Genomic DNA, 22,082 nt, shown 5'->3' with positions numbered 1-22,082 from the left:
CGATGACCGCGCCCGCCGTCACCGACGGCCGCACCGAGCAGTCGGGCCCCGCACGGGCCCGGCTGCTCGTCGTCGTCGCGGTGGCCGCCGAGGCCGAGGCCGTGCTGCGCGGCCTGCCCGGTGCGACCGCCGCGCTGCCGCTGCCCGGCGGCACGCTGCACCGGGCCCAGGAGGTGCCGGTGGACGTGCTGGCCGCCGGGGTCGGCCCGGCCGCAGCCGCCGCAGGCGCCTGCGCCGCGCTGGCGGCCCACCCGTACGCGCTGGCCGTCTCGGCCGGGATCGCCGGCGGCTTCGCCCCGCTCGCCCCGGTCGGCTCCACGGTGCTGGCCGACGCGATCGTGGCCGCGGACCTCGGCGCCGAGACCCCCGAAGGCTTCGCCGACGTCACCGAGCTGGGCTTCGGCACCGTCCGGCACGCCCCGCCCCCGGCCGCCGTCGCGCTGGTCGCGCGGGCGCTGGGCGGCCCGGGCCTCGCCGTCGGCCCGGTACTGACCGTCTCCACCGTCACCGGCAGCGCCGCGCGGGCCGCCGAACTGGCCGCCCGCCACCCCGGTGCCGTCGCCGAGGCGATGGAGGGCTTCGGGGTGGCCGAGGCCGCCGCCCGGTACGGCGTGCCGGCCCTCGAACTGCGCACGGTGTCCAATCCGGTGGGCCCGCGCGACCGGGCCGCCTGGCGGATCGGCGAGGCGCTGGCCGCCCTGGAGCGGGCCTTCGCCGCGCTGCCCGTGCACGACCTGGCCGCGCGCCACGAACCGGACCCGGCCGCGCGGCACGAACCGATTGAGGAGGCCGGCCGTGGCTGAACGGCTGAGCATCGCGTACTCGCCCTGCCCGAACGACACCTTCGTCTTCCACGCCTGGGCGCACGGCCTGGTGCCCGGGGCGGACGCCCCCGAGGTGACCTTCGCCGACATCGACGTCACCAACGGCCGGGCCGAGCGCGGCGAGCTGGACGTGCTGAAGATCAGCTACGGCGCGCTGCCCTGGGTCCTGGAGGAGTACGCCCTGCTGCCCTGCGGCGGCGCGCTGGGCCGCGGCTGCGGCCCGCTGGTGCTCACCCTGCCGGGCGTGGCCTCCCCCGCCGACCTGGCCGGGAAGACCGTCGCGGTGCCCTCCGAGCGCTCCACCGCCTACCTGCTGTTCCGGCTCTGGGCGGCGAAGGCGGTGCCCGGCGGCTTCGGCGAGATCGTCGTCCTGCCGTTCCACGAGATCATGCCCGCCGTCCGGGACGGCCGGGTGGACGCCGGCCTGGTGATCCACGAGGCCCGCTTCACGTACCAGCAGTACGGCCTGCACAGCCTGGCCGACATGGGCGAGGCCTGGGAGCAGGAGACCGGCCTGCCGATCCCGCTGGGCGCGATCGTCGCCCGGCGCTCGCTCGGCGCCGAGCGGCTGCGGGCGATCGCCGACGCGATCCGCGCCTCCGTGCGGCAGGCCTGGGCGGACCCGGCGGCGAGCCGCGAGTACGTGCTGGCGCACGCCCAGGAGATGGACCTGGACGTCGCCGAGCAGCACATCGGGCTGTACGTCACCGAGTTCAGCGAGGACCTCGGCGAGGAGGGCTACGCCGCCGTCCGCGCGCTGCTCACCCGGGCCGCCGCGGAGGGACTGGTGCCCCCGCTCGACCCGGGTGCGCTCGCGTTCTAGCCGTCGGCCGGCCGACGGTCAGACGTCGAACTGGTCGGCCACCGCGCGCAGCAGGCCGGCCAGCTTCTGGCCGGTCGGCTTGGCGGGGTAGCGCCCGCGCTGGAGACCGGGCAGCACCGCGTCCAGCGTGGTGATCAGGTCCTGGACGATCGGTGCCATGTCGTCGGCGCTCCGGCGCTGGGCGGCGGCCACCGAGGGCAGCGCCTCCAGCAGCTGTACCGCCATCGCCTGGTCCCCGCGGTGCCCGGCGACCACGCCGAACTCGACCCGCTGGCCCGGCTTCAGCGACGTGACACCGGAGGGCAGCGCCTTGGTGTGGACGAAGACGTCGCCGCCGTCGTCGCGCGACAGGAAGCCGAAGCCCTTCGTCTCGTTGAACCACTTGACCTGGCCGGTGGGCATCTCGAACAGTCCTCGAATGGGTGTGGGGGATCCCGGCCCGGGCCGGGGATCACTGGGTGGTGGGAAAAGACGACCGGCCTCGACTCGGCGCCCGTGGGCGCTCATGGCCGGCACGCGGTCAGGAGCAGACTAACCGTCCGTCACTGCCTCATCCGCGTTCCGCGAGGGATCCGCGTTCCGAGGCCCGGTCGGGGCGGCGGGACCGGGATCTCGGGGTCACGGGCAACCCGGCGCCGGCACGGCCGGGGCGCGGCTCCGCGCGGTCCATCGGCTCACACCCCCCGGGTCTGAGGACGCGGGGCGCACCTGTAGCGCCCCTCGGCACCCCGTGCATACCCCCGCTCAACAGGGATCAAAACGTTCAGCTGCCGGGAAACTGCGCAACGTGACCGACCCGCTCCGGTGGCGGCCCCCGGCCGCCGCTCTGCCAGACTGGGGACAGTGCCGACCGGCCCGGAGGAGTGAGCAGACGTGAGCAGCCAGAGCACCGACCCCGGCGACGTGTACGTCAAGGCCGGGGCGATCGTCTTCGGTCTCGGCGCACTCGCCACCCTGGTCACCTTCGTCCCGCTGTTCCTGCACCTGACGCCGCTGCCGACGGCGGCCTACTGGCTGAGCATGCTGATGCCGGCCGGTTTCCTGGCCGCGCTGACCGGGCTGCTGCTGAACGCGCGGTCCCAGCGCCGCCGGAGCACGCCCGTCGAGTCCTGAGGACGGCCGGGACGGCCGCCGGGGACCGGCTGCGGGCCGCGCGGACGGCTACGGGCCCGCCCGGCCGCTACGGGCCGCAGCGGGCCGCAACGGGCCGGCGCTAGCGTTCGGCCAGGTGCGCGGCGAGCCAGTCCGGGAAGTCGGTGAGGTCCGCCAGCACCACGTCCGCACCCGCCTCGCGCAGCTCCTGCGCGCTGTACGGGCCGGTGGGCACGCAGACCGCGAGGGCGTCCGCGTGCCGGGCGCCCCGGATGTCGCCCAGGTGGTCGCCGACGTAGACGCTCGCGCCGTGCTCGCGCAGCGCCTCGCCCTTGGTCTCCGCCCACAGGTCGCCGATCACGGTGTCCGCGGCCAGCCCGGCGTGCTCCAGGTGGAGGCGGGCGTTCGGCTCGTACTTGCCAGTGATCACCGCGACCCGGCCGCCGTGGGCGCGGACCGCCTCGACGGCGGCGTGCGCGCCGGGCAGGGCCACGGTCGGGGCGAAGGCGTGGTCGCGGTAGAGCTCGCGGTAGCGGTCGGCGACCCGCTCCACGTCGGCCTCCGGGAACCAGTTGCGGATCTCGTCCAGCAGCGGCGGGCCCAGCCGGGTGACCACCAGGTCGGCGTCGACGTAGGTGCCGGTCTCGGCGGAGAGCGCCAGGTAGGTGGCGCGGATACCCGGCCGGGTGTCCAGCAGCGTCATGTCGAGGTCGAAGCCGACGGTGAGCGGAGCGGGTGGGGTCGCGGACATGCCGTCAGGCTACCCAACCGGCGCCGCGGACCACGAGGCGATTTGCCCGGGCTTCTCAGCTGAACTTAGGTTTACCTGAGTTGTCTGCGGAGAGGGCCCATGACCGACACCAGCGCACCGCCCGGCGCACCGCCCGGCTCGCCGTACCGCGCGCCTCGGCGCCGAGCACTGTGGCTCGCCGCCGCCCTCGCCGTCCTGGCCGCCGCGGTGCTGCTGAGCCTGGCGGTCGGCAGCCGGACCATCCCGTTCGGCGACACGCTCGACGCCCTGCTGCACGGCGGCGACACCGCCAACGCCGTGGTGATCCGCGAGCTGCGGGTGCCGCGCACCGTCGTCGGCCTGGCCGTCGGCGCGGCGCTCGGCCTGGCCGGGGCCGTCATGCAGGGCCTGACCCGCAACCCGATCGCCGACCCCGGCATCCTCGGCGTCTCCCAGGGCGCGGCGGCCGGCGTGGTGGTCGCCATCTCCGGCTTCGGCGTCTCCACCCTCACCGGGTACGTCTGGTTCGGCTTCGTCGGCGCCGTGATCGCCACCGCGCTGGTGTACGGGCTCGCCGGGCGCGGCCGGGGCGGGGCCACGCCGATCAAGCTGGCGCTGGCCGGCTCGGCGACGTCCGCCTTCATCGCCTCGCTCAACACCCTGGTGCTGACCACCGACGCCGCCACCATGGACCAGTTCCGCTTCTGGCACGTCGGCTCACTCTCCGGGCGGACCTCGGACGTGGCCTGGCAGCTGCTGCCGTTCCTGGCCGTCGGCACGGTGCTGGTGGTCGCGGTCGCGCGCGGACTGGACGCGCTGGCGCTCGGCGACGACACCGCGAAGGGGCTGGGCGCCAGGACCGGCCTGGTCCGGGCGGTCGGCGCGCTCGGCGCGACCGTCCTGACCGGTTCCGCGGTCGCGGCGGCCGGTCCGATCGCCTTCGTCGGCCTCGCCGTCCCGCACGCGGCCCGCGCGGTGGCCGGCGCCGACCACCGCTGGATCCTCGCCTTCTCCGCCGTCCTCGGCCCGGCGCTGCTGCTGCTCGCCGACACCCTCGGCCGGGTCCTGTTCCCGCCGTCCGAGGTCCCGGCGGGCGTGATGACGGCCCTGGTCGGGGTCCCGGTGCTGGTGGCCCTGGTCCGCCGCCGGAAGGTGGTGGCGGCATGAGTTCCGTCCCCGGCACGGGTTCCGTCCCCGGCACGGCTCCCGGCCGCCGCAACGGTTCCGTCCCCCTGCGCGGGTACTCCGTCGTCCGGGCCGGACGGGCGTCGTTCCTGCTGCACCGGCGCTCGGTGGCCGTCGCCGTCGGGCTGCTGGTGGCGCTGGCCGCGACCGTGGTGGCCGCGCTCTGCCTGGGCGAGTCCACCGTCCCGCCGGGCGAGGTGGTCAAGGTGGTGCTCGGACGGCCCAGCCCGCACGAGCTGGTGGTCGGCGAGTTCCGGCTGCCCCGGGTGGTGGTCGGGCTGCTGGTCGGGCTGGCGCTCGGGCTGGCCGGGGCGCTGATCCAGACCGTCGCCCGCAATCCGCTGGCCAGCCCCGACGTGGTGGGCGTGACCTGGGGCGCGACCGCGACCGTGGTCGGCCTGATGGCGTACGGCGTGGTCGGCTCGACCGGCCAGGCCCCGTACGCGGCGGTGGCCGGCGGGCTGGTGGCCGGGCTGCTGGTGTACGCGCTGGCCTGGCGGCGCGGCCTGCACGCGCAGCGCTTCGTGCTGATCGGCATCGGCATCAGCGTCGCGCTGTCCTCCCTCACCTCCGTCTTCCTGACCAAGGGCGACGGCTTCCAGGCCCAGGCCGCCAAGGTCTGGATGACCGGCAGCCTGAACGGCGCCGGCTACGACCAGGCCGGATGGCTCGCCCGGGTGCTGCTCGCCGCCCTGCCGGTCGCGCTGTGGGCCGCCCGCGCCCAGCGGTCGATCTCCTTCGACGACGCCACCGCCGTCGGCCTCGGCCTGCGCCTGGACCGGATCCGCCTCGGCATGGCGCTGCTGGGCATCGTGCTGGCCTCGTGCGCGGCCGGGGCCGCCGGGCCGGTGGACTTCGTCGCGCTGATGGCCCCGCAGATCGCGCTGCGGCTGGCCCGCTCGGCGCAGATCCCGCTGTTCTGCTCGGCGCTGACCGGCGCGCTGGTGGTGGTCCTCGCCGACCTGATCGCCCGGCGGCTGCTCGCTCCGACGGAGCTGCCGGTGGGCGTGGTGACCGGCATGGTCGGCGCCCCGTACCTGATGTGGCTGCTGATCCGATCCCGCCGTGGAGGTTCCTGATGTCCGCTCACCGCCTGGAGGCCCGGGGCCTCACCCTGGCCTACGAGGCGCGCACGGTCGTCGAGGGCCTGGACGTGGCCGTTCCGGACGGGCGGGTGACGGTGATCGTCGGCCCGAACGCGTGCGGCAAGTCGACCCTGCTGCGGGCCCTCGGCCGGCTGCTGAAGCCGGTCCGGGGCGCGGTGCTGCTGGACGGCGAGGAGCTGGCGCGGATCCCGACCAAGCGGATCGCCCAGCGGCTCGGCCTGCTGCCGCAGTCGCCGACCGCCCCCGAGGGCATCTCGGTGGCGGACCTGGTCGCGCGCGGCCGCCAGCCGCACCAGAGCTGGTGGCAGCAGTGGTCGCCGGAGGACGAGGCGGCGGTCGCCGAGGCGCTGGAGCGCACCTCCACCGCCGAACTGGCCGAGCGGAGCATGGACGAGCTGTCCGGCGGCCAGCGCCAGCGCGCCTGGATCGCGATGGCGCTCGCCCAGGGCACCGACATCCTGCTGCTGGACGAGCCGACCACCTACCTGGACATCGCGCACCAGGTGGAGGTGCTGGACCTGGTCCGCCGGCTGAACGTCGAGCGCGGCCGGACGGTCGTCGCGGTGCTGCACGACCTCAACCAGGCCGCCCGGTACGCCGACCACCTGGTGGCGATGCGGGACGGCCGGGTGGTGGCGCAGGGCCCGCCCGCGGACGTGGTGACGGCCGAGCTGGTGCGGGAGGTGTTCGGACTGGACTCGGTGGTGGTGCCGGACCCGGTGACCGGCACCCCGCTGGTCGTGCCGGGCGCCCCGTGGGTGGCGCTCACCCCGGACGGCGCCCCCGCTTAACGGCACTTTATCTGCCATTTCGGACATAATCGACGGCGCCCCGCCCCGCCCGCGCCGCCAGAGGACCGCCGATGCCCCGGATCTCCCGCCGCACCCTCCTGACCGGCCTCGGCGCGGGCGCGCTCGCGGCGGCCGCCGGCTGCACCACCCGGCACCCGGCCCCGGGGGCCGCGGACGGCCCCGCCACCGGCGCCTGGCCGTCCCCGGCCCCGGTGCCGCCGGTGACGGTGAACGCCGCCACCGGCCCGGTCGTGGTGCCGGGCGCGCCGATGCGGGTGGTCGTGCTGGACACCGACGTGCTCGACTCCGCGCTGACCCTCGGCATCACCCCGGTCGGCGCCGCGCTGCCGGGCCGCGACACCAGCTACCCCGAGTACTGGCCGGCCTCCCGGACGGCCGGGATCCGGCTGGTCGGCCCGGTCGGCGCACCCGACCTGCCGACCGTACGGGCCCTGCGGCCGGACCTGATCCTCTCCAACCAGACCCGCGACGGCGACCGCTACGAGCAGCTGCGGGAGATCGCCCCCACCGTGCTCACCCAGACCTCCGGGGCGCCGTGGAAGGCCGACTTCCAGCTGCACGCCCAGGCGCTGAGCCGGGAAGCGGCCGGGGCGGCCTTCGCCGGCGCGTACCAGAAGCACGCCGGACAGGTCGCGCAGGCGCTGGCGGCGGCGAAGCTGTCGGGGCGCAAGGTGAGCCTGGTGCGGTTCGTGGAGGGCGGCGGCATCCGGCTGTTCGGACGGCAGAGCTTCCCCGGGACGGTGCTCTCCGACGCCCAGATCGGCCGGCCCGACGCGCAGAACGTCGACCAGTCGGACTTCGAGATCCCGCCGGACCAGCTCGCCCGGGCCGACGGCGACCTGCTGCTGTACGCCACGTACGGCGATCCGGAACTGTCGGGCGCCACCGCGGCACTCGCGAGCCCGGGGTGGCAGGCGCTGGGAGCCGTCAAGGGGCACCGGGCGTTCCCGGTGGACGACCAGCTGTGGTTCCAGGGGATCGGGTACACCGGGGCCAACTACGTGCTGGACGAGCTGCAGCGCTTCCTGGGGGCGTAGCCGGGGTCCGGCGCGACCCCGCGTAACGGGCCGGGGAGACGCCGACGGCCGCGGTGAAGTCCCGGGTGAGGTGCGCCTGGTCGGCGTAGCCCAGCTCGGCGGCGAGCGCGGCCAGGTCCAACCCGCCGTCCGTACCGGCGCGTTCGGCGGCCTCGTGGAGACGGGCACGGCGCAGCACCCACTTCGGGGAGGCGCCGACGTACTCGGCGAACAGCCGCTGGAGACGGCGGACGGTCAGGCCCAGCTCGGCGGCCAGCTCGTCCACCCGGCGAAGGTCCGGCGTGCGGGTGATCCGGTCCACCACGGCGGCGACCTCGGCGGCGACCGGGTCGGGCGCGGGCAGCCGGGGGCGGAGGAAGGCGTCGGCGAGCGCGGCCGGATCGCCGGGCGCCCCGAGGACCTCCGCGTTGAACCGGTCGGCCCCGGGCCCGAAGTACTCGGCGGCGGGCACGGAACGGTCGGCGAGCCCGCTCACCGGGTGCCCGGCGAGGGCGCGGAAGGCGCCGGGACGGAACCGCGCGCCCAGCACGTGCCCGGCGCCCTCCAGCCGGCGGACGAAGAGCGAGCGGTCCACCCCGTACACCCGCGCCACCGGCGCCTCGAAGACCAGGTGGACGTTGGGGTGGGCGAGCACCTTCTGCTCGTACGGCGGCAGGCCGTGCAGGTCCCAGCGGACCAGCCAGTAGTACTCGACGAACACCGCCACAACCGGGTCGGGCGCGAGCCGGTCCACGGTGATCAGCTCGGCCGCCCGGGCGGGGTGGAGCACGCCCCGGCCGAGGTCGGGGGCGTCCGGGGAGGCCCGGGGGTCCGGTGCGGCCGGGGAGGCCCGGGGGTCCGGTGCGGCCAGGGAGGCCCGGGGGTCCGGTGCGGCCGGGGAGGCCGGAGTGTCCGGGGAGGCCGGGGAGTCCATGCCCATGCCGCCAGGCTAGTCGTCGCGTTTCTTCAAGACCCGCCGGTACGGCCCGGCCCAGAATCGGGGCCATGAACGCCCACCCGATGCACCCGTTCCTCACCCGCGCCGCCTCCGCCGCGGCCGGTGTCGCCGCCGCCGTCCCGGCCGACCAGCCGCTGGACGCGCCGACGCCCTGCCCGGAGTTCGACACCCGCGCGCTGATCAACCACTGGGTGCTCTACACCTCGCACGGCCTGGAGCACCGGGCCCGGCGGATCGAGCTGCCCGAGGAGCTGAACGCGCGGGACTTCGCCGCCGACGCCGACTGGCGCTCCGCCTACGCCGCCCAGTTGGAGCGCGCGGTCGCGGCCTGGGCGGACCCGGCCGCCTGGGAGGGGGACGTCGACCTCGGCGGCACCCCGATGCCGGCCGTCGGCATCGCCCGGATGCTGATCCTGGAGCTGCTGCTGCACGGCTGGGACGTGGCCCGGGCGACCGGCGGGCGGATCGAGGTCGACGAGGAACTCGCCCTGCTGACCGGGGAGATCGTGGCGGAGAACGCCGAGCTGTACCGGCAGTACGCGGGCTTCGCCGAGGCGGTGGCCCTGCCGGAGGACGCCCCCGCGTGGGACCGCGCGCTGGCCGCCTCGGGCCGCGACCCGCACGGGAAGGCCTGAGCCGAGGACACCGGGCCCGGCCGGGTCGCACGGGCGGTACGGGATCAGCCCTGACGCAGCGCCGCCCTCAGCCGGGCCATCAACAGCCGTACGGCCGGGGAGGGTTGGTCGCGGCGGGCGACCAGCCCGAGCCGGGCCCGGATGGCGGCGTCGGCCAGCGGAACAGCCCGCAGTCCGTCGCCCGCGGCGGAGGAGGGGCTGAGGACGGCCACGCCCGCGCCGCGCTCGGCGAGCCGGAGCAGGGCGACCGGGGAGCTGGCCTCGATGTCCACCCGCGGGTCGAGGCCGAGCCGGCGGCAGGAGCCCCGGTAGGCGGCACGGATGCCGGTGCCCGGGGAGAGGCAGAGGATCTTCTCGCCCCGCAGGTCCGCGAGCCGCAGCCGCGCCCGGTCCAGGGCGTGCCCGACCGGGACGACGGCGGCGATCGGCTCGTCGATGGCGACGGTGGCCTCCAGGCCCGGGAAGACCTCGCCCGCGTAGCCGATCAGGGCCAGGTCGAGCGAGCCGGCCAGGACCTGTGCCTGGAGGTCCTCGGAGTGCCCCTCGTGCAGGCTGAGTTCGATGCCGGGGTGACTGCGGCCGAGGTCGGCGACGGCGTCCAGGAAGGGCGGGATCGAACAGCCCGTGATCATGCCCAACCGGACCCGGCCGCGGACGGCGTCCGCGAACTCGGCGGCGGTGTGCTGGATGGCGTCGAGGGTGGCCAGGGCGTTCTTCGCCAGCGGGAGGACCGCTTCGCCGGCCGGGGTGAGGCGCACCTGCCGGCCCGCCCGGTCGAGCAGCAGCTGGCCCAGTTCGCGCTCCAGCTTGGCCACTTGGGTGCTGATGCCGGACTGACTCACGTGCAGCCGGGCCGCGGCGGCGGTGAAGGTCCCCTCGTCGACCACGGCGGCGAAGTAGCGCAGCTGGTGCATCTCCATGACCGGTGACGATATTCGACCGGCGCTCCATCCGCTCGGCCGATCGGTCCGCCGGCCGAGCGACCCGGCGGGACGACCCGCGGGGACGGAGCGCGGCCGCGCGGGGCGGTCACGGCCCGGCCGACGTCACCGGCGGCGGTCCTTGCTCTGGATCTCCTTGCCCTGGACCGCCCTGCTCTGGATCTCCTTGCCCTGCGTCCGTGCCGTCCCGCCGTCGGGCAGGTCGGCCTCGATGCGCTCCTTGCGCACCCGGCCGGTGACGGTCTGCTCCTCGACGCGTTCCTCGGTCACCAGCCGCACGCGCTCGACCGGGACGGCCTCGGTGCGCACGACCGGCCGCTCCGCGTGCAGGGTGACCTCGTACTCGGCCTCCGAGATGAGCTCGCCGGACATCGCGGCACCCCGGTCGGCCTCGGCGATGGGTTCGTGCTCGACGTGGACCTCCTCGTGCCGCACCGGCACGGTCTGCCGCTCCTCCTCGGTGACGACGTACTTGCGCAGCTTCGCGTGGCCGGCTTCGTACCGCTCGACGCCGACGCGCATCCGCTCCTCGGAACGGGTCATCGCGCCGTCCTCGCCCGGGTGGACACCGGTCCCCCCGGCGGCGGAGGCGGCGCCCGGAGCCGCGGCGGCACGCGTGGTGGCGGTCGGGGTCGCGGCGGCGGTCGGGGTCGCGCCGGCCCGGCCGGTCGCGGCGGCGGCGCCGGTCATGCCCGCGGGACCGGCCGTGCCGACCGCACCGGTGTGTCCGGTCGTGCCGGTGTGCCCGCTCGCGGCGGCGGTTCCGGCAGCGGCGGCCGCGGCGGTGGTGCCGATGCCCGCGGCGGGCCGGTCGGCCGCCTTCCGGGCCCCGTCCCCGATGCCGTAGTACTGGTGGAGCCGATGTTCCTCGCGCTCGGAGAGGTGTCCGCCACGGTCCACGTCCACCAGCGGCGCGTTGTTGACCTTCTCCTTGGGGTACGGCACCTCCAGGTGTTCGCCGACGACCCGGGCGTCGCGGATCGGCACGAACAACTCGCCCGCCCCGAACCATCCGGTCTTGACGCTGACCCACTCCGGCTTGCCGGTGACGTCGTCGAGGAACACGTGGTCCGCCTTGCCGATCCGGCTGCCCCGTACGTCGTGGACGGGCCGGTGCAGCATGGAGCGGGCCTGCTGTTCGGTGATCACGATTCACGCCTCCTTCGCATTCCAGCGATGAGCGCCTTACCGACCCGAACGGTCCGAAACCACTTCAGCTGGCCCTCACTCAGCGTGACGGTCGTGGCCCGCCGATCACGCAGCACACCCTTCTTCCATCATCAGCAGAGATAGGTGCCATCTGATTCATCTGTTGGACCGATGGTCGTGGTGGCCGGGAGGATGGAGGCATGACGACGACGAAGACCGCGCGTGAGCTTGCCGAGACCTACTTCACCGCCTGGGAGGCGGGCGACTTCGAGACCGTCCGGGGGCTGCTGGCCGAGGACGTCGACTTCGTCGGCGCGCTGGGGACGGCCTCCGGGGTGGAGGAGGCGCTGGCCGGGCTGAAGGGGCTCGGGCAGGTGCTGGAGAAGATCGACGTGAAGGTCCGGGTGGCCGAGGGCGACGAGGTGATCACCTGGTTCGAGCTGTGCACGAGCGTCGCCCCGCCGGCGCCCACGGCGAACTGGATGCACGTCGAGGACGGGAGGATCACCCGGATCCGGGTCACCTTCGACCCGCGCGGCCTGCTGGCCGGCTTCGAGCGGAAGGCCTGAGGCCGACGGGCCTGAGGGCGACGAGCCCTACCCGGCCTCGTGCTGCGCGTACCTGGTCGTGAAGCCCAGGACCGCCACGTACCGGCCCTCGGCCGCCTTCGTGACCTCGCTCGGCCGCACGGGCTGCCAGGTCAGGTACGCGGACCGCTGCCCCTCGTCGTTCCGGTAGCGCCGGCTCCCGTACTTCTCGTACCAGTAGTCCTCACCGGAGGTCAGGAGTTCGGGGCCGGGCGGCCGGGTGACGTTCACGGCCAGTTCCGTCCGCACCGCCTCGCCCGTCGCCAGCGCGAACTCCACGGACGGGGCGATCGGCCTGGCCGCCGCCTCCGCCGCCTCCTCCGGGGTCGGGTCGGCGGGCGGCTGGTGGTCGTACTCGTCGGCCGCGACCAGGCTGTTCCACCTCTGTGAGCTGCGCCAGCCCTGGCCGTCCAGGTACCGGTCCAGATCGGCCAGCCGGGAGCGGACGTCACCCCCGTCGAAGGCCAGGTAGACGTTGACGGTCCGCTCGCAGGACACCGGCAGCCACGTACCCCGGCTGAACAGATCACCGCGGTAGTCGGTGCGGCACACGTCGACCGTCGACCTCCCCAACCCCTGCGCCCACGGCAGCAGTTCGGGCAGGTGGTCGATCCGGTCGGCCATCCGCTCCTCGGCCGCCCGGCGGGCCTCCCCGGTCACCGGGGCCTGTGCGATCCCCGGGACGTCCGGAGGGGCCGGGATGGCCGTGGCGCGGTAGAGCCGCCACCCCGCCCAGCCGCCGAACACGACCGCCGTCCCCAGGACCGCGATCATCACCCACCGCAGCCAGAACCGAACCACATCCACCTCCGGCCTCCGCCCACCCCGCTCGGGCATCGTACGGGCGCGAACGCGCGACCGTACGGTCGGTGCCGCAGGACGGCCGGTCCGCACGGGACGCCGGCCGGTCCGATCTCCCCTGCGGGGCAGCGGCGTTCACGCCCTCCCGCGCCTCCCGCCGCGGCGGAGGTGACCGCCGGCCGCCGCGGCGGAGGGGACGGTCACCCGTCGGAGCGGAGCGGCTCGCCGGCCCGGTGCAGGTGGGCGAAGATCTCCCGGTAGGAACGGAACAGGCCGGTCTCGCAGTACGGGACGCCCTTCTCGGCGCAGAACTCCCGGGTGATCCGGGCGGCCCGCCCCAGCGCCGGGGTCGGCATGCTGGGGAACAGGTGGTGCTCCACCTGGTAGTTGAGGCCGCCCATCAGCGAGTCGATGAGCACCCCGCCGCGGACGTTGCGCGAGGTGAGCACCTGGCGGCGCAGGAAGTCGAGCTTCATCCCGGGCGTCACCATCAGCATGCCCTTGTGGTTCGGGGCGAAGACGCACCCCAGGTAGACCCCGAGCAGCGCCTGGTGGACGGCCAGGAAGGCGACCGCCTTGCCGGCCGGGAGCGCGGCGAACACCAGGCCGAGGTAGCCGGCGAAGTGGACCACCAGCAGCACGCCCTCCAGCACCGGGCGCTTCATGACGGGGCTGCGCAGCGCGCGGAAGCTGTTGAAGCTGAGGTTGAGGCCCTCCAGCAGGAGCAGCGGGACGAACAGGTACGCCTGCCGGCGGCCGATGAACCGGGCGAGGCCGCTCGCCTGCCGGGCCTGCCGCTTGGACCACACCAGGAGTTCGGGTGCGACGTCCGGATCCCGCTCCTCGTGGTTCGGGTTGGCGTGGTGGCGGGTGTGCTTGTTCATCCACCAGCCGTAGCTCATGCCCATCAGCAGGTTGGCGGCGATCCGGCCGCCGATCTCGCTCGGCAGCCGCCGGTCGAAGACCTGGCGGTGCGCCAGGTCGTGGGAGAGCAGGCCGATCTGGGCGAAGACGACGGACATCGCCGCCGCCAGGCCGAGCTGCCACCAGGTGTCGCCCAGCGCGAACAGGGCGTACCAGCCGCCGAGGAAGGCGGCGAGCACCAGGCCCACGCGGACGGCGTAGTAGCCGGGGCGCCGGTCGAGCAGGCCCTCGGCGGCTATCCGGCGGGTCAACTGGGCGAAGTCGCTGCCGCCGCTCCCCGGCCGGGGGGAGGGGGCTTCGGGCGCTTCGGTCGTCATCACGGGCTGCGCGGGCATGCCCCGAGTCTGGCGGTGGCCGGCCCGCCCGCAGAACGGGGAAAGCACCCGTCCCGTACGGGTGTTAACCCCCGTGCCGCGAGGGGTGCCGGCCCGCCGCCGGGATCGGCGGGGAGGCGATTCGGCGGGGAGCCGATTCGGCGGGGCGGGGATCGGCGGGCGGGCCCCCTCAGCCGGCTGCCGGCCGCCCGAACAGCTCGTCCAGGTGGTACGCGAGGACCGCGAGCGCCTGCTCACCGGTGCGCTGGCCGCCCAGGACGCTGGAGCCGAGTCCGTTGACCATCGCCAGCAGCCCGGCCGCGACCGTGTCGACGTCCCGCTCCGGCCCGATCTCCCCGGCCCGCTGCGCGGCGCGCAGCTGCTTGGCGAGGAAGCCCTCCAGCACGGCCGGCGGCTGCGCGGCCTGCTTCTCCAGCACCTCGGGGTCGCCGAGCACCAGCGTGTAGTACGCCGCGTACGTCCTGGTGATCCGGCGGCTCTCGGCGTCCGTCGGCAGGATGCAGGACAGGACCGCCGTCACCACCTCCCGGGGGGCGCGCGCCGGGCCGATCCACTGCTCCATCCGGGCCTGGAGCTGGGTGCCGAGCCTGGCCAGGGCGTCCAGGAGCAGGCCCTCCTTGGTCGTGAAGTAGTACTGCACGAGTCGCAGGGAGACGCCGGCCTCGGTCGCGACCGCCCGCATGCTGGCGGCCTGCAGGCCCTGGGTGTCGGCGATGCGCAGCAGGGCCTCGGCGATCTGCCGGCGGCGTTCCTCGTGGTCGACCTTCGCGGTCATGTTCCGGCCTCCGTACGTCCGACCCGTTCTCCTGGTACACCCGTATCATGCATGTGATACACATGTACCATGCGAATCAGCGAGTTCAGGAACGGCAAGGCCGAAGCCCGCTTCCGCACCGCCTACGAGCGCGCGCTGACCGAACTGCGGCCCCGGCCGTGGACGCCGCTCGACGTCCCCACCGGCTACGGCACCACCCGCGTCTACCGCACGGGCCCCGCCGAAGGACGGCCGATCGTGCTGCTGCCCGGCTCCGGCGGCAACGCGCTGATGTGGCACGGCTACCTCGACACCCTCGCCGCACAGCACCCCGTGATCGCCGTGGACACCGTCGGCGAACCGGGCGCCAGCGTGCAGAGCACCCCCATCGCGGACGGCCGCGACGCCGCCGCCTGGCTGGAGGACCTGCTCACCGCCCTCGACGTGCCCACCGCCCACCTGGTCGGCTGCTCCTACGGCGGCTGGATCGCCCTCAACCACCAGATCCACCACCCCGGCCGGACCGCCGGCCTCACCCTGGTCGACACGGCGGGCCTGGCCGACCTGGACCGCCGCTTCTACACCTGGATGATCCTCGGCGGCCTCGCCGCCATGGCGCCGCGACCGCTGCGCCCCAGGCTGGCCCGAATGGTCGGCAACAGCGCCGTCCTGGAGACCGAACTGATGGCCCTGGTCCGCGCCTCGATGGGCTTCCGCCGCCGGCTGCCCCCGGCCGCCACCCTCACCGACGAGGAACTCGGCCGACTCACCGCCCCCGCCCTCTTCCTCCTCGGCGAACGCAGCGCCCTGCACGACTCCCGGGCCGTCGCCGACCGCCTGCACCGGCTGGTGCCCGCCGCCCGGGTCGAGATCGTCCCCGGCGCGGGACACTCGCTGCCCACCGACGACCCGGCGACGGTCACCGCCGGGATCCTCGGCATGGCCGCGCGGCAGGCCGGCTGACCGGGGCGGCCGCCGGCCCCGGAGCCGCTACGGCCGCTCCACCGGCCCACCGAGCGCGGCGCGGACCAGACGGATGACGGCCGGGGTGGCCGCGGTCGGACCACCACCACGACCGCCGCCGTCCGGCGTGCCCGCCGCCTCCGTCTCCATCTCCGTCCCCGTCGCCGTCGCCGTCGCCGCCTCCGCCTCCGCCTCCGCCTCCGCCTCCAACGCGTCGTAGGTCTCGAAGGCGGTGAGGACGAAGAGCAGGCTCGCCGCGTCCGGCGGGGCCGCGGGCAGCCGGCCGGCCAGGACGGCGGCACCCTCGCGGCGGCGGGCGTCGCGGTCGGCGATGACCCGGCCCACCTCCTCGTCGAGCGCGGCGAGGGCCCGCAGCCGCCGGGTGCAGACCCGGTCGACCGCCCAGAAGCCGCCCATCACCTCGACGAAGCGGTCCACCGCCGCCCAGGGGTCGGCCAGGGTGAAGGCCTCGGCGAGCCCGGCCATGCCGCCCTGCGCGGCGAGGGCGTCGCAGACCGCCTCCAGCAGGCCCGCCTTGGAGCCGAACTGGTAGTAGACGGTCGCCCGGGCGACGTCCGCGCGGCGGGCGACGGCGTCCAGCGAGACCCCGCCGGTCTCGGCCAGGTGCGCGCGGGCGGCCGCGACGATCCGGGCGCGGGTCTCGTCGACCTCCGCCTGCCGCTGTCCCATCCGGTAGGACCGGGGGCTCATCCCGCTCGCCTCCACTCGTTCCGCTCGTCCGCGTGAACTGGCAGTATCGCCGATCGGTTCACCCGGGCGGGGCCGCCCCGGCGCCCGCCGGGACGGCCCGGCCGCTCAGAGCATGACCCGCCCGCCGCTGACGTCCAGGGTCTGCCCGGTGATCCAGGAGGACGCGTCCGAGCCCAGGAAGAGCACGGCCGAGGCGATGTCCACCGGCTCGCCGAGGCGGCCCAGCGGGTGCGCGGCGGCGACCGCGGCCTGCACCTCGGGCGGCATCTGCGCCGCCGTCCGCTCGGTACGGACGGCACCCGGCGCGACGGCGTTGACCCGCACGCCCTCACCGGCGACCTCCAGGGCGAGGTGCCGGGTGAACATCAGCACGCCCGCCTTGGCCGTGGCGTAGGCGGCGGAGGCGCCGCTGGGCAGCCGGCCCGCCGTGGAGGCCATGGTGACGATCGAACCGCTGCCGCGGGCCAGCAGGCCGGGCAGGAAGGCCTGGACGGTGAGGAAGGTGGCGGTGAGGTTGCCGTCCAGCACGGCCCGCCAGTGCTCCTCGGTCTCGCGGACGGTCGGCACCGGGTAGCCGTCGCCGCCGGCGAAGGCGGCCAGGACGTCGACCGGGCCGAGGTCCTGCTCGATCCGGGCGGCGGCGGAGCCGAGCGCCGTCGCGTCCGTGCAGTCGGCGACCAGCCCGAGCGCCCGGGCGCCCTCCGCCCGCAGCTCCCCGGCCACCTCCTTCAGCGCTGCCTCGTCGCGGCCGAGGACGGCGACGGCCGCACCCTGCCGGGCGAAGGCGCGGGCGGTCTCCGCACCGATGCCGCGGCTGCCGCCGGCGATCACGACCACCCGGTCGGCCAGATCGGGGTACCGCACCTGCAGAACTCCCATGTCCCATCGCTCCTTTGGACTTGCACTCGCGGTGTGCTGTGGTTCACTTGGTTTCATTCATACAGTCCGTCTGAATGAATGACAAGCACCGACCCCGGACCGTCCGAGTCCCGGAATCCTGAGGAGGAACCGATGAGGATCGCAGTCGTGGGCGCCACCGGACGCACCGGCCGCCTGGTGGTCGACCTCGCACTGGCGGCCGGACACACCGTCACCGCCGTCGCCCGCGACCCCGCCCGGCTACCGGCGCACACGCACGGCAGCGCGCTCACCGCGCGGGCCGACGTCGGCGAACCCGGCTCCCTGCACGGCCCGTTGAACGGCCAGGACGCCGTCGTCGCCACCCTCGGCAGCACCGGCCGCGGGGCCACCACCGTCTTCTCCGACGGCGCCCGGGAGCTGACCGCGGCGGTCCGGGACGGCGGCGTCCGGCACCTGGTGACGATGAGCTCGGCGGGCCTGGACACCAGCCGGCTCCCGTTCGCCCAGCGGGTCGTGAGCAGGCTGGTGGTCGACCGGCTGTACCGGGAGATCCATCACGACCTCGCCCGGATGGAGGCGGTGCTCGCCGGCTCCGACACCGCCTGGACGGTCGTCCGGGTGCCGATGCTCAAGGACGGACCGCCGTCCGTGGGCCCGCAGATCTCCTACGACCGGCCGCTTCCCCGCGCCGGCACCGCCACCCGCGCCACCGTCGCGCACTGGATCGTCGGCCACCTCGGCGACCCGGCGACCTTCCACCGCCTCGTCCACCTCGCCGACGACTGACGCCCGGCCCGCCGCGGCGGCCGCGTCACCCGGGCCGTGAGCGCACGGGCCATGAGCGCACGAGCCGTGAGCGCACGAACCACGGAGCCGCCGAGCCGCGAACGGCCGTCACCCGGCGGCCGCCCCCGCCCGCCCCCGGCTCAGCCCTGCTGCTGCGGCGGGCGGCGGCGCACGGCGAGCAGCAGCAGGACCACCGCCGACAGCACCGCGGCCAGCCGCAGCACGTTCGGGGCCGACGACCAGCTGATCTGGCCCAGCGGCGAGCCCGACTGGAGGCCGCCGCCCTGCCCCCCGGCCTGTTTGGCCTGCCGCATGGAGTAGAGGGTGGTCGCGCTCATCGTGACCAGCGGAATGCCGAGGATCACGAACTTGCGCATCAGGTCGGAGATCTGGCGGGACAGGTAGCCGAGGCCCCAGCCGGCCAGCATGGCCGGGAAGAAGCCGGAGACCGCGCCGCCGACCAGCAGGCCGCAGGAGAGCAGGATCAGCGGGGAGGGCTTGCGGGCGGGCGCGTCCTTCTGCGCCTCCTGGCCCTGTCCCTGACCCTTGCCCTTCGCCTTCGCCTTCCCCTTCGCTTTGCCCGCGGTCTTCCCGGCAGGGGCGGCGGCCGCCGCCGGGGCCTGCTCGATCCGGCCCCTGCGCCGCTTCTTCTTCAGGTCCGCGGCGGGCACCGCCGGTTCCGGCGCGGGCTCGGCCTCCTCCCCGGTGCGCTGCTCGGGGATGGGCTTCGGCGCTGGCCGCGGCCCGTCCGAGAAGTCGAAGAGGGTCATCGTCCACGGGCCGGTGCTCGACACCGTGGGCGGCGGGATCGCGTGCGCCCGCGCCTCGGCGGTGGCCAGGTCCGGCGGGTCCAGCGGTACGGACGGGATGCCGGCCGCGCTCGGCGCCGGCGGGTCGTACACGCTGTCGGGGTCGAAGTCCGGCACGGGCCCCGGGGCGGGGACGGGAGCGGAGGAGGAGGCGGACGGAGCCTCCGCGGCGCCGCCGGAACCGGAGCCCGCGTCGGCCTCCGGGCCGCCGCCCGAACGCTCGCTCCACGGCCCGCTCTTGCGCCACCACTCGCCGTCCGTCATCACCGACCACCCCGCCTCGCCCGTACCGGCCGCCCACCGAACCGCCCTCGGCGTGACGCTACCCACCCCGCCCCCGCCCGCGCGAGTCCGTCCGCGGGTCCTGCGGTGCGCCGCGGGTGCGGCGGGCCGAGGGACACCCCGTCGTCCCCGCGCCCGACTAACCTAGGTCGAATGACCACACAGCAGGGCCCTCAACGCCGGAGCAGGTCCGCCACCGGCCCGCGCACCCTCGCCGAGGAACTGCGCGCCCGTCCGGACGACGCGCTCGCCGCCCTGCTCCGCTCCCGCCCCGACCTGCTGAACCCCGTCCCCGGCGACCTCACCCAGCTGTCCGCCCGGCTCTCCTCGCGCGCCTCCGCGCTGCGCGCCCTGGAGCGGCTCGACCGCTTCACCCTCCAGGTCGCCGAGGCGCTGGCCACCGCCCCGGACGGCACCTCGCTGAGCACCGTCCGCACGCTGCTGACCGGCCCGGCGAAGGTCAAGCCGCACCCCGGCGCGACCCCGCTCACCCCCGCCGACCGGTCCGCCGTCGCCACCGCCCTGCCGCGCGCGATCGCCGCCCTGCGCGACCGGGCGCTGCTCTGGGGCCCGGACAACGGGCTGCGGCTGGTCCTCGCCGTCCGCGAGGCGCTCGCCCCGACCACCGGCAACCCGGGCCGCACCGGCCTCGGCCCCACCCTCGCCGACGCCACCATCGGCATGTCCCCGGCCCGGCTGCAACAGCTGCTCGCCTCCGCCGGGCAGCCCGCCACCCCGGACCCGGTCAGCGCCGTCGCCGCGCTCACCGCACTGCTCACCGACCGCACCCGCTGCGCGGCACTGCTCGACACCGCGCCCGAGGCCGCGCGACGGCTGCTGGAACGGCTGGTCTGGGGCCCGCCCACCGGCACCGTCCCGGACGCCGCCCGCCCGGTCACCGCCGAGGACGCCCAGAGCCCGGTCGAGTGGCTGCTCGCCCGCGGTCTGCTGCTGCCCAACAGTCCCGGCAGCGTCGTGCTGCCCCGCGAACTCGCCCTGCACCTGCGCGGCGGCCGCACCCACCGCACCGTCGAGCCGGTCCAGCCCGAGCCCGCGCCCGCCGCCGCCCCGCGCGACCCCCGGGCCGTGGACGGCGCCGCGGCCGGCCAGGCGCACACCGCGGTCAAGACCGTCGAGGAACTGCTGGACGGCTGGGGCCTCACCCCGCCGCTGACCCTGCGCGCCGGCGGCCTCGGCGTGCGCGACCTCAAGCGCACCGCCCAGGCCCTGGAGAGCACCGAGCGGCAGACCGCCTTCTGGCTCGAACTCGCCTACACCGCGGGGCTGCTGGCCCCCGACGGCGAGGTGGACGAACGCTGGGCCCCCACCCCGGGGTACGACACCTGGCTGCACCTGGACACCGCCGAGCGCTGGTCCGTGCTGGCCTCCGCCTGGCTCGCCGCCACCCGCGTCCCCGCCCTCACCGGCACCGCGGACGGCCGGGGCAAGCCGCGCGCCGCCCTCGGCCCCGAACTCGACCGCACCCTCGCCCCCTCCGTCCGCCGCGCCGCCCTCGCCCTGCTCGCGGAACTCCCGCCGGGCACCCCGGCCACCGCCGAGGAACTGCTGCCCACCCTGCGCTGGCAGCGCCCGCTGCGCGGCGGCCCCACCGGCCCGGACGGCCGCGAACTGCGCGACGAGCTCACCGCCTGGACCCTCGACGAGGCCGAACTCCTCGGCATCACCGGCCGCGGCGCCCTGGCCGCCCCCGCCCGCGCCCTGCTCACCGCCGAGTCCGACCCGGCCGAGGTGCTCGCCCCGCTGCTCCCCCAGCCGCTGGACCACGTGATCCTCCAGCCGGACCTCACCGCGATCGCCCCCGGCCCGCTGCTCACCCCGCTCGCCCAGGCCCTCGCCCTGTGCGCCGACATCGAGTCCAAGGGCGGCGCCACCGTCTACCGCTTCACCCCGGCCTCGGTGCGCCGCGCCCTCGACGCCGGCCGCACCGCCACCGACCTGCGGTCCTTCCTGGAGCAGCACAGCCGCACGCCCGTCCCGCAGCCGCTCGCCTACCTGATCGACGACGTCGCCCGCCGGCACGGCGTCCTGCGGGTCGGCGCCGCCTCCTCCTACCTGCGCTGCGACGACCCGTCCCTGCTCGGCGAGGTGCTCGCCGACCGCCGCTCCGCCGACCTGCGGCTGCGGCTGCTCGCCCCCACCGTCCTCGCCTCCCAGGCCGCCCCGGACGTGCTGCTCGCGGCCCTGCGCACCATGGGCTACGCACCGGCCGCCGAATCCGCCGAGGGCGACGTGCTGATCACCCGCCCGGACAGCCACCGCACCCCGCCCCGGACGGCCCCCGTGCCCGTCCCCGACGGCCCGCCCGCGCCCGACGACACCCTGCTCGCGGCCGCCATCAAGGCCATCCGGGCCGGCGACCGCGCGGCCACCGCCACCCGCCGCGATCCCGCCTCCGACCCGCGCCGGCTCCCCCGCACCGCCGCCGCCGAGACGCTGGCCGCCCTGCAGACGGCCGTCCTGCTCGGCGAGCGCATGTGGATCGGCTACCTCAACGCCGAGGGCATCGCCAGCCAGCGCATCATCGACCCGGTCAAGGTCGAAGGCGGCTTCGTCACCGCCTTCGACCACCACGCCGACGAACTCCGCACCTTCGCCCTGCACCGCATCACCGGCGTCGCGGAACTCGACGAGTGAGTCCGGGGCCTCAGTGCCCCTGCTGCGCCTCCTTCATCTTGTCCTGGACGGCCTTGTCCGCCAGGCTGCCGATCTGCCCCTGCCCGACCGGCATCGAGCCCCCGGTGACGGTGTCCGCCAGCAGGAACCCGGGCGCCGCGAGCAGGCCGCCGGGCCCCTCGCCGATGCCCGCGAGGGCGTGGGCCGAACCGGCCGAGGAGGCGGTGGCCGCGAAGGCCGAGCCCATCAGGGCGAGGGCGGTGAGAACACGCTTCGACTTCTTCATGGCCAGCTCAACGAGCGAGTACGCACCGTGGTCACTCGAAGTAATTGACGGGCCGGTCCCATCGGCGTAGTCCGGAAG

Annotated in this window: 24 protein-coding genes; 12 read left to right on the top strand and 12 right to left on the bottom strand. The window is 75.6% G+C overall.

The window, feature by feature from the left end; genetic code table 11:
• Nucleotides 1–2 precede the first annotated feature (2 nt).
• Nucleotides 3–803 (top strand): futalosine hydrolase, encoded by an 801-nt coding sequence (locus tag ACGFSC_RS37560; protein WP_359905749.1) that lies wholly within the window; start codon nucleotides 3–5, stop codon nucleotides 801–803.
• Nucleotides 796–1,647, top strand: coding sequence for a 1,4-dihydroxy-6-naphthoate synthase (locus tag ACGFSC_RS37555; RefSeq protein ID WP_359905752.1), 852 nt, complete (start codon nucleotides 796–798; stop codon nucleotides 1,645–1,647). Before ACGFSC_RS37560 ends, ACGFSC_RS37555 begins: the two co-directional genes overlap by 8 nt.
• Before the next feature lie 18 nt (nucleotides 1,648–1,665).
• Here ACGFSC_RS37555 and ACGFSC_RS37550 read toward each other — a convergent pair whose 3' ends face one another.
• Nucleotides 1,666–2,049, bottom strand: a complete 384-nt coding sequence (locus ACGFSC_RS37550) for a cold-shock protein (protein ID WP_359905755.1) — start codon at nucleotides 2,047–2,049, stop codon at nucleotides 1,666–1,668.
• Nucleotides 2,050–2,520: 471 nt separating this feature from the next.
• Here ACGFSC_RS37550 and ACGFSC_RS37545 point away from each other — a divergent pair, with 471 nt between their 5' ends.
• Nucleotides 2,521–2,760, top strand: coding sequence for a hypothetical protein (locus ACGFSC_RS37545; RefSeq protein WP_359905758.1), 240 nt, complete (start codon nucleotides 2,521–2,523; stop codon nucleotides 2,758–2,760).
• A 100-nt stretch (nucleotides 2,761–2,860) separates the two neighbouring features.
• On the opposite strand, the gene ACGFSC_RS37540 is transcribed toward ACGFSC_RS37545, so the two are convergent.
• Nucleotides 2,861–3,490, bottom strand: a complete 630-nt coding sequence (locus tag ACGFSC_RS37540) for an HAD family hydrolase (protein WP_359905761.1) — start codon at nucleotides 3,488–3,490, stop codon at nucleotides 2,861–2,863.
• 99 nt (nucleotides 3,491–3,589) lie between these two features.
• Here ACGFSC_RS37540 and ACGFSC_RS37535 point away from each other — a divergent pair, with 99 nt between their 5' ends.
• The 4 genes from ACGFSC_RS37535 (at nucleotide 3,590) to ACGFSC_RS37520 (ending at nucleotide 7,609) form a co-directional block, all read left to right on the top strand.
• Complete coding sequence (locus ACGFSC_RS37535) at nucleotides 3,590–4,636, top strand: iron ABC transporter permease (RefSeq protein WP_359905764.1); 1,047 nt, start codon at nucleotides 3,590–3,592, stop codon at nucleotides 4,634–4,636.
• Nucleotides 4,633–5,733: an iron chelate uptake ABC transporter family permease subunit gene (locus ACGFSC_RS37530; RefSeq protein ID WP_359905767.1), complete on the top strand. Its 1,101-nt coding sequence runs from the start codon at nucleotides 4,633–4,635 to the stop codon at nucleotides 5,731–5,733. Before ACGFSC_RS37535 ends, ACGFSC_RS37530 begins: the two co-directional genes overlap by 4 nt.
• A complete protein-coding gene (locus tag ACGFSC_RS37525; RefSeq protein ID WP_359905770.1) occupies nucleotides 5,733–6,551 on the top strand; it encodes an ABC transporter ATP-binding protein in 819 nt (272 codons plus the stop codon). The genes ACGFSC_RS37530 and ACGFSC_RS37525 overlap by 1 nt, the downstream gene beginning before the upstream one ends.
• Before the next feature lie 71 nt (nucleotides 6,552–6,622).
• Entirely contained in the window at nucleotides 6,623–7,609 is a 987-nt protein-coding gene (locus ACGFSC_RS37520; RefSeq protein ID WP_359905773.1) for an iron-siderophore ABC transporter substrate-binding protein, read from the top strand.
• Here ACGFSC_RS37520 and ACGFSC_RS37515 read toward each other — a convergent pair.
• On the bottom strand, nucleotides 7,500–8,528 hold the full coding sequence (locus ACGFSC_RS37515; RefSeq protein ID WP_359905776.1) for a DUF6597 domain-containing transcriptional factor: 1,029 nt from the start codon (nucleotides 8,526–8,528) through the stop codon (nucleotides 7,500–7,502). The genes ACGFSC_RS37520 and ACGFSC_RS37515 overlap by 110 nt on opposite strands.
• Before the next feature lie 65 nt (nucleotides 8,529–8,593).
• Between ACGFSC_RS37515 and ACGFSC_RS37510 the strand changes: the two genes are divergently transcribed.
• Complete coding sequence (locus tag ACGFSC_RS37510; protein ID WP_359905779.1) at nucleotides 8,594–9,181, top strand: TIGR03086 family metal-binding protein; 588 nt, start codon at nucleotides 8,594–8,596, stop codon at nucleotides 9,179–9,181.
• A 44-nt stretch (nucleotides 9,182–9,225) separates the two neighbouring features.
• Here ACGFSC_RS37510 and ACGFSC_RS37505 read toward each other — a convergent pair whose 3' ends face one another.
• Both ACGFSC_RS37505 and ACGFSC_RS37500 read right to left on the bottom strand, forming a co-directional pair.
• Nucleotides 9,226–10,101 (bottom strand): LysR family transcriptional regulator, encoded by an 876-nt coding sequence (locus tag ACGFSC_RS37505; protein WP_359905782.1) that lies wholly within the window; start codon nucleotides 10,099–10,101, stop codon nucleotides 9,226–9,228.
• Between the two features lie 126 nt (nucleotides 10,102–10,227).
• Nucleotides 10,228–11,271 carry a PRC and DUF2382 domain-containing protein gene (locus ACGFSC_RS37500; protein WP_359905785.1) on the bottom strand — a complete coding sequence of 348 codons (1,044 nt, stop codon included), beginning with the start codon at nucleotides 11,269–11,271 and terminating at the stop codon, nucleotides 10,228–10,230.
• A 200-nt stretch (nucleotides 11,272–11,471) separates the two neighbouring features.
• On the opposite strand from ACGFSC_RS37500, the gene ACGFSC_RS37495 reads away from it, so the two are divergent.
• Nucleotides 11,472–11,840: a nuclear transport factor 2 family protein gene (locus ACGFSC_RS37495; RefSeq protein WP_359905788.1), complete on the top strand. Its 369-nt coding sequence runs from the start codon at nucleotides 11,472–11,474 to the stop codon at nucleotides 11,838–11,840.
• Between the two features lie 27 nt (nucleotides 11,841–11,867).
• On the opposite strand, the gene ACGFSC_RS37490 is transcribed toward ACGFSC_RS37495, so the two are convergent.
• The 3 genes from ACGFSC_RS37490 to ACGFSC_RS37480 all read right to left on the bottom strand — a co-directional run bounded on the left by ACGFSC_RS37490 (nucleotide 11,868) and on the right by ACGFSC_RS37480 (nucleotide 14,693).
• Nucleotides 11,868–12,665, bottom strand: coding sequence for a hypothetical protein (locus ACGFSC_RS37490; protein WP_359905790.1), 798 nt, complete (start codon nucleotides 12,663–12,665; stop codon nucleotides 11,868–11,870).
• A 194-nt stretch (nucleotides 12,666–12,859) separates the two neighbouring features.
• On the bottom strand, nucleotides 12,860–13,900 hold the full coding sequence (locus tag ACGFSC_RS37485; protein WP_359905877.1) for an acyl-CoA desaturase: 1,041 nt from the start codon (nucleotides 13,898–13,900) through the stop codon (nucleotides 12,860–12,862).
• Nucleotides 13,901–14,087: 187 nt separating this feature from the next.
• On the bottom strand, nucleotides 14,088–14,693 hold the full coding sequence (locus ACGFSC_RS37480; protein ID WP_359905793.1) for a TetR family transcriptional regulator C-terminal domain-containing protein: 606 nt from the start codon (nucleotides 14,691–14,693) through the stop codon (nucleotides 14,088–14,090).
• A 69-nt stretch (nucleotides 14,694–14,762) separates the two neighbouring features.
• Between ACGFSC_RS37480 and ACGFSC_RS37475 the strand changes: the two genes are divergently transcribed.
• Complete coding sequence (locus ACGFSC_RS37475; protein ID WP_359905796.1) at nucleotides 14,763–15,635, top strand: alpha/beta fold hydrolase; 873 nt, start codon at nucleotides 14,763–14,765, stop codon at nucleotides 15,633–15,635.
• 27 nt (nucleotides 15,636–15,662) lie between these two features.
• Here ACGFSC_RS37475 and ACGFSC_RS37470 read toward each other — a convergent pair whose 3' ends face one another.
• Both ACGFSC_RS37470 and ACGFSC_RS37465 read right to left on the bottom strand, forming a co-directional pair.
• Nucleotides 15,663–16,346 (bottom strand): helix-turn-helix domain-containing protein, encoded by a 684-nt coding sequence (locus tag ACGFSC_RS37470; RefSeq protein ID WP_359905799.1) that lies wholly within the window; start codon nucleotides 16,344–16,346, stop codon nucleotides 15,663–15,665.
• A 105-nt stretch (nucleotides 16,347–16,451) separates the two neighbouring features.
• Nucleotides 16,452–17,225, bottom strand: a complete 774-nt coding sequence (locus ACGFSC_RS37465) for an SDR family NAD(P)-dependent oxidoreductase (protein ID WP_359905802.1) — start codon at nucleotides 17,223–17,225, stop codon at nucleotides 16,452–16,454.
• 132 nt (nucleotides 17,226–17,357) lie between these two features.
• Between ACGFSC_RS37465 and ACGFSC_RS37460 the strand changes: the two genes are divergently transcribed.
• Nucleotides 17,358–17,993, top strand: coding sequence for an NAD(P)-binding oxidoreductase (locus tag ACGFSC_RS37460; protein ID WP_359905805.1), 636 nt, complete (start codon nucleotides 17,358–17,360; stop codon nucleotides 17,991–17,993).
• 140 nt (nucleotides 17,994–18,133) lie between these two features.
• Here the strand turns inward: ACGFSC_RS37460 and ACGFSC_RS37455 are convergent, their stop codons facing one another.
• Nucleotides 18,134–19,066, bottom strand: a complete 933-nt coding sequence (locus ACGFSC_RS37455) for a hypothetical protein (protein ID WP_359905808.1) — start codon at nucleotides 19,064–19,066, stop codon at nucleotides 18,134–18,136.
• 171 nt (nucleotides 19,067–19,237) lie between these two features.
• Here ACGFSC_RS37455 and ACGFSC_RS37450 point away from each other — a divergent pair, with 171 nt between their 5' ends.
• Entirely contained in the window at nucleotides 19,238–21,739 is a 2,502-nt protein-coding gene (locus ACGFSC_RS37450) for a helicase C-terminal domain-containing protein (RefSeq protein WP_359905811.1), read from the top strand.
• Between the two features lie 10 nt (nucleotides 21,740–21,749).
• Here the strand turns inward: ACGFSC_RS37450 and ACGFSC_RS37445 are convergent, their stop codons facing one another.
• On the bottom strand, nucleotides 21,750–22,004 hold the full coding sequence (locus ACGFSC_RS37445) for a hypothetical protein (RefSeq protein ID WP_049652328.1): 255 nt from the start codon (nucleotides 22,002–22,004) through the stop codon (nucleotides 21,750–21,752).
• Nucleotides 22,005–22,082 lie beyond the last annotated feature (78 nt).

Origin of the sequence: Kitasatospora sp. NPDC048715, from assembly GCF_043198905.1 — a bacterium.
Lineage (GTDB): Bacteria > Actinomycetota > Actinomycetes > Streptomycetales > Streptomycetaceae > Kitasatospora > Kitasatospora lactacystinica.
Note: the sequence above shows the minus strand (reverse complement) of the source record. Positions and strands in the feature narration are given on the sequence as shown.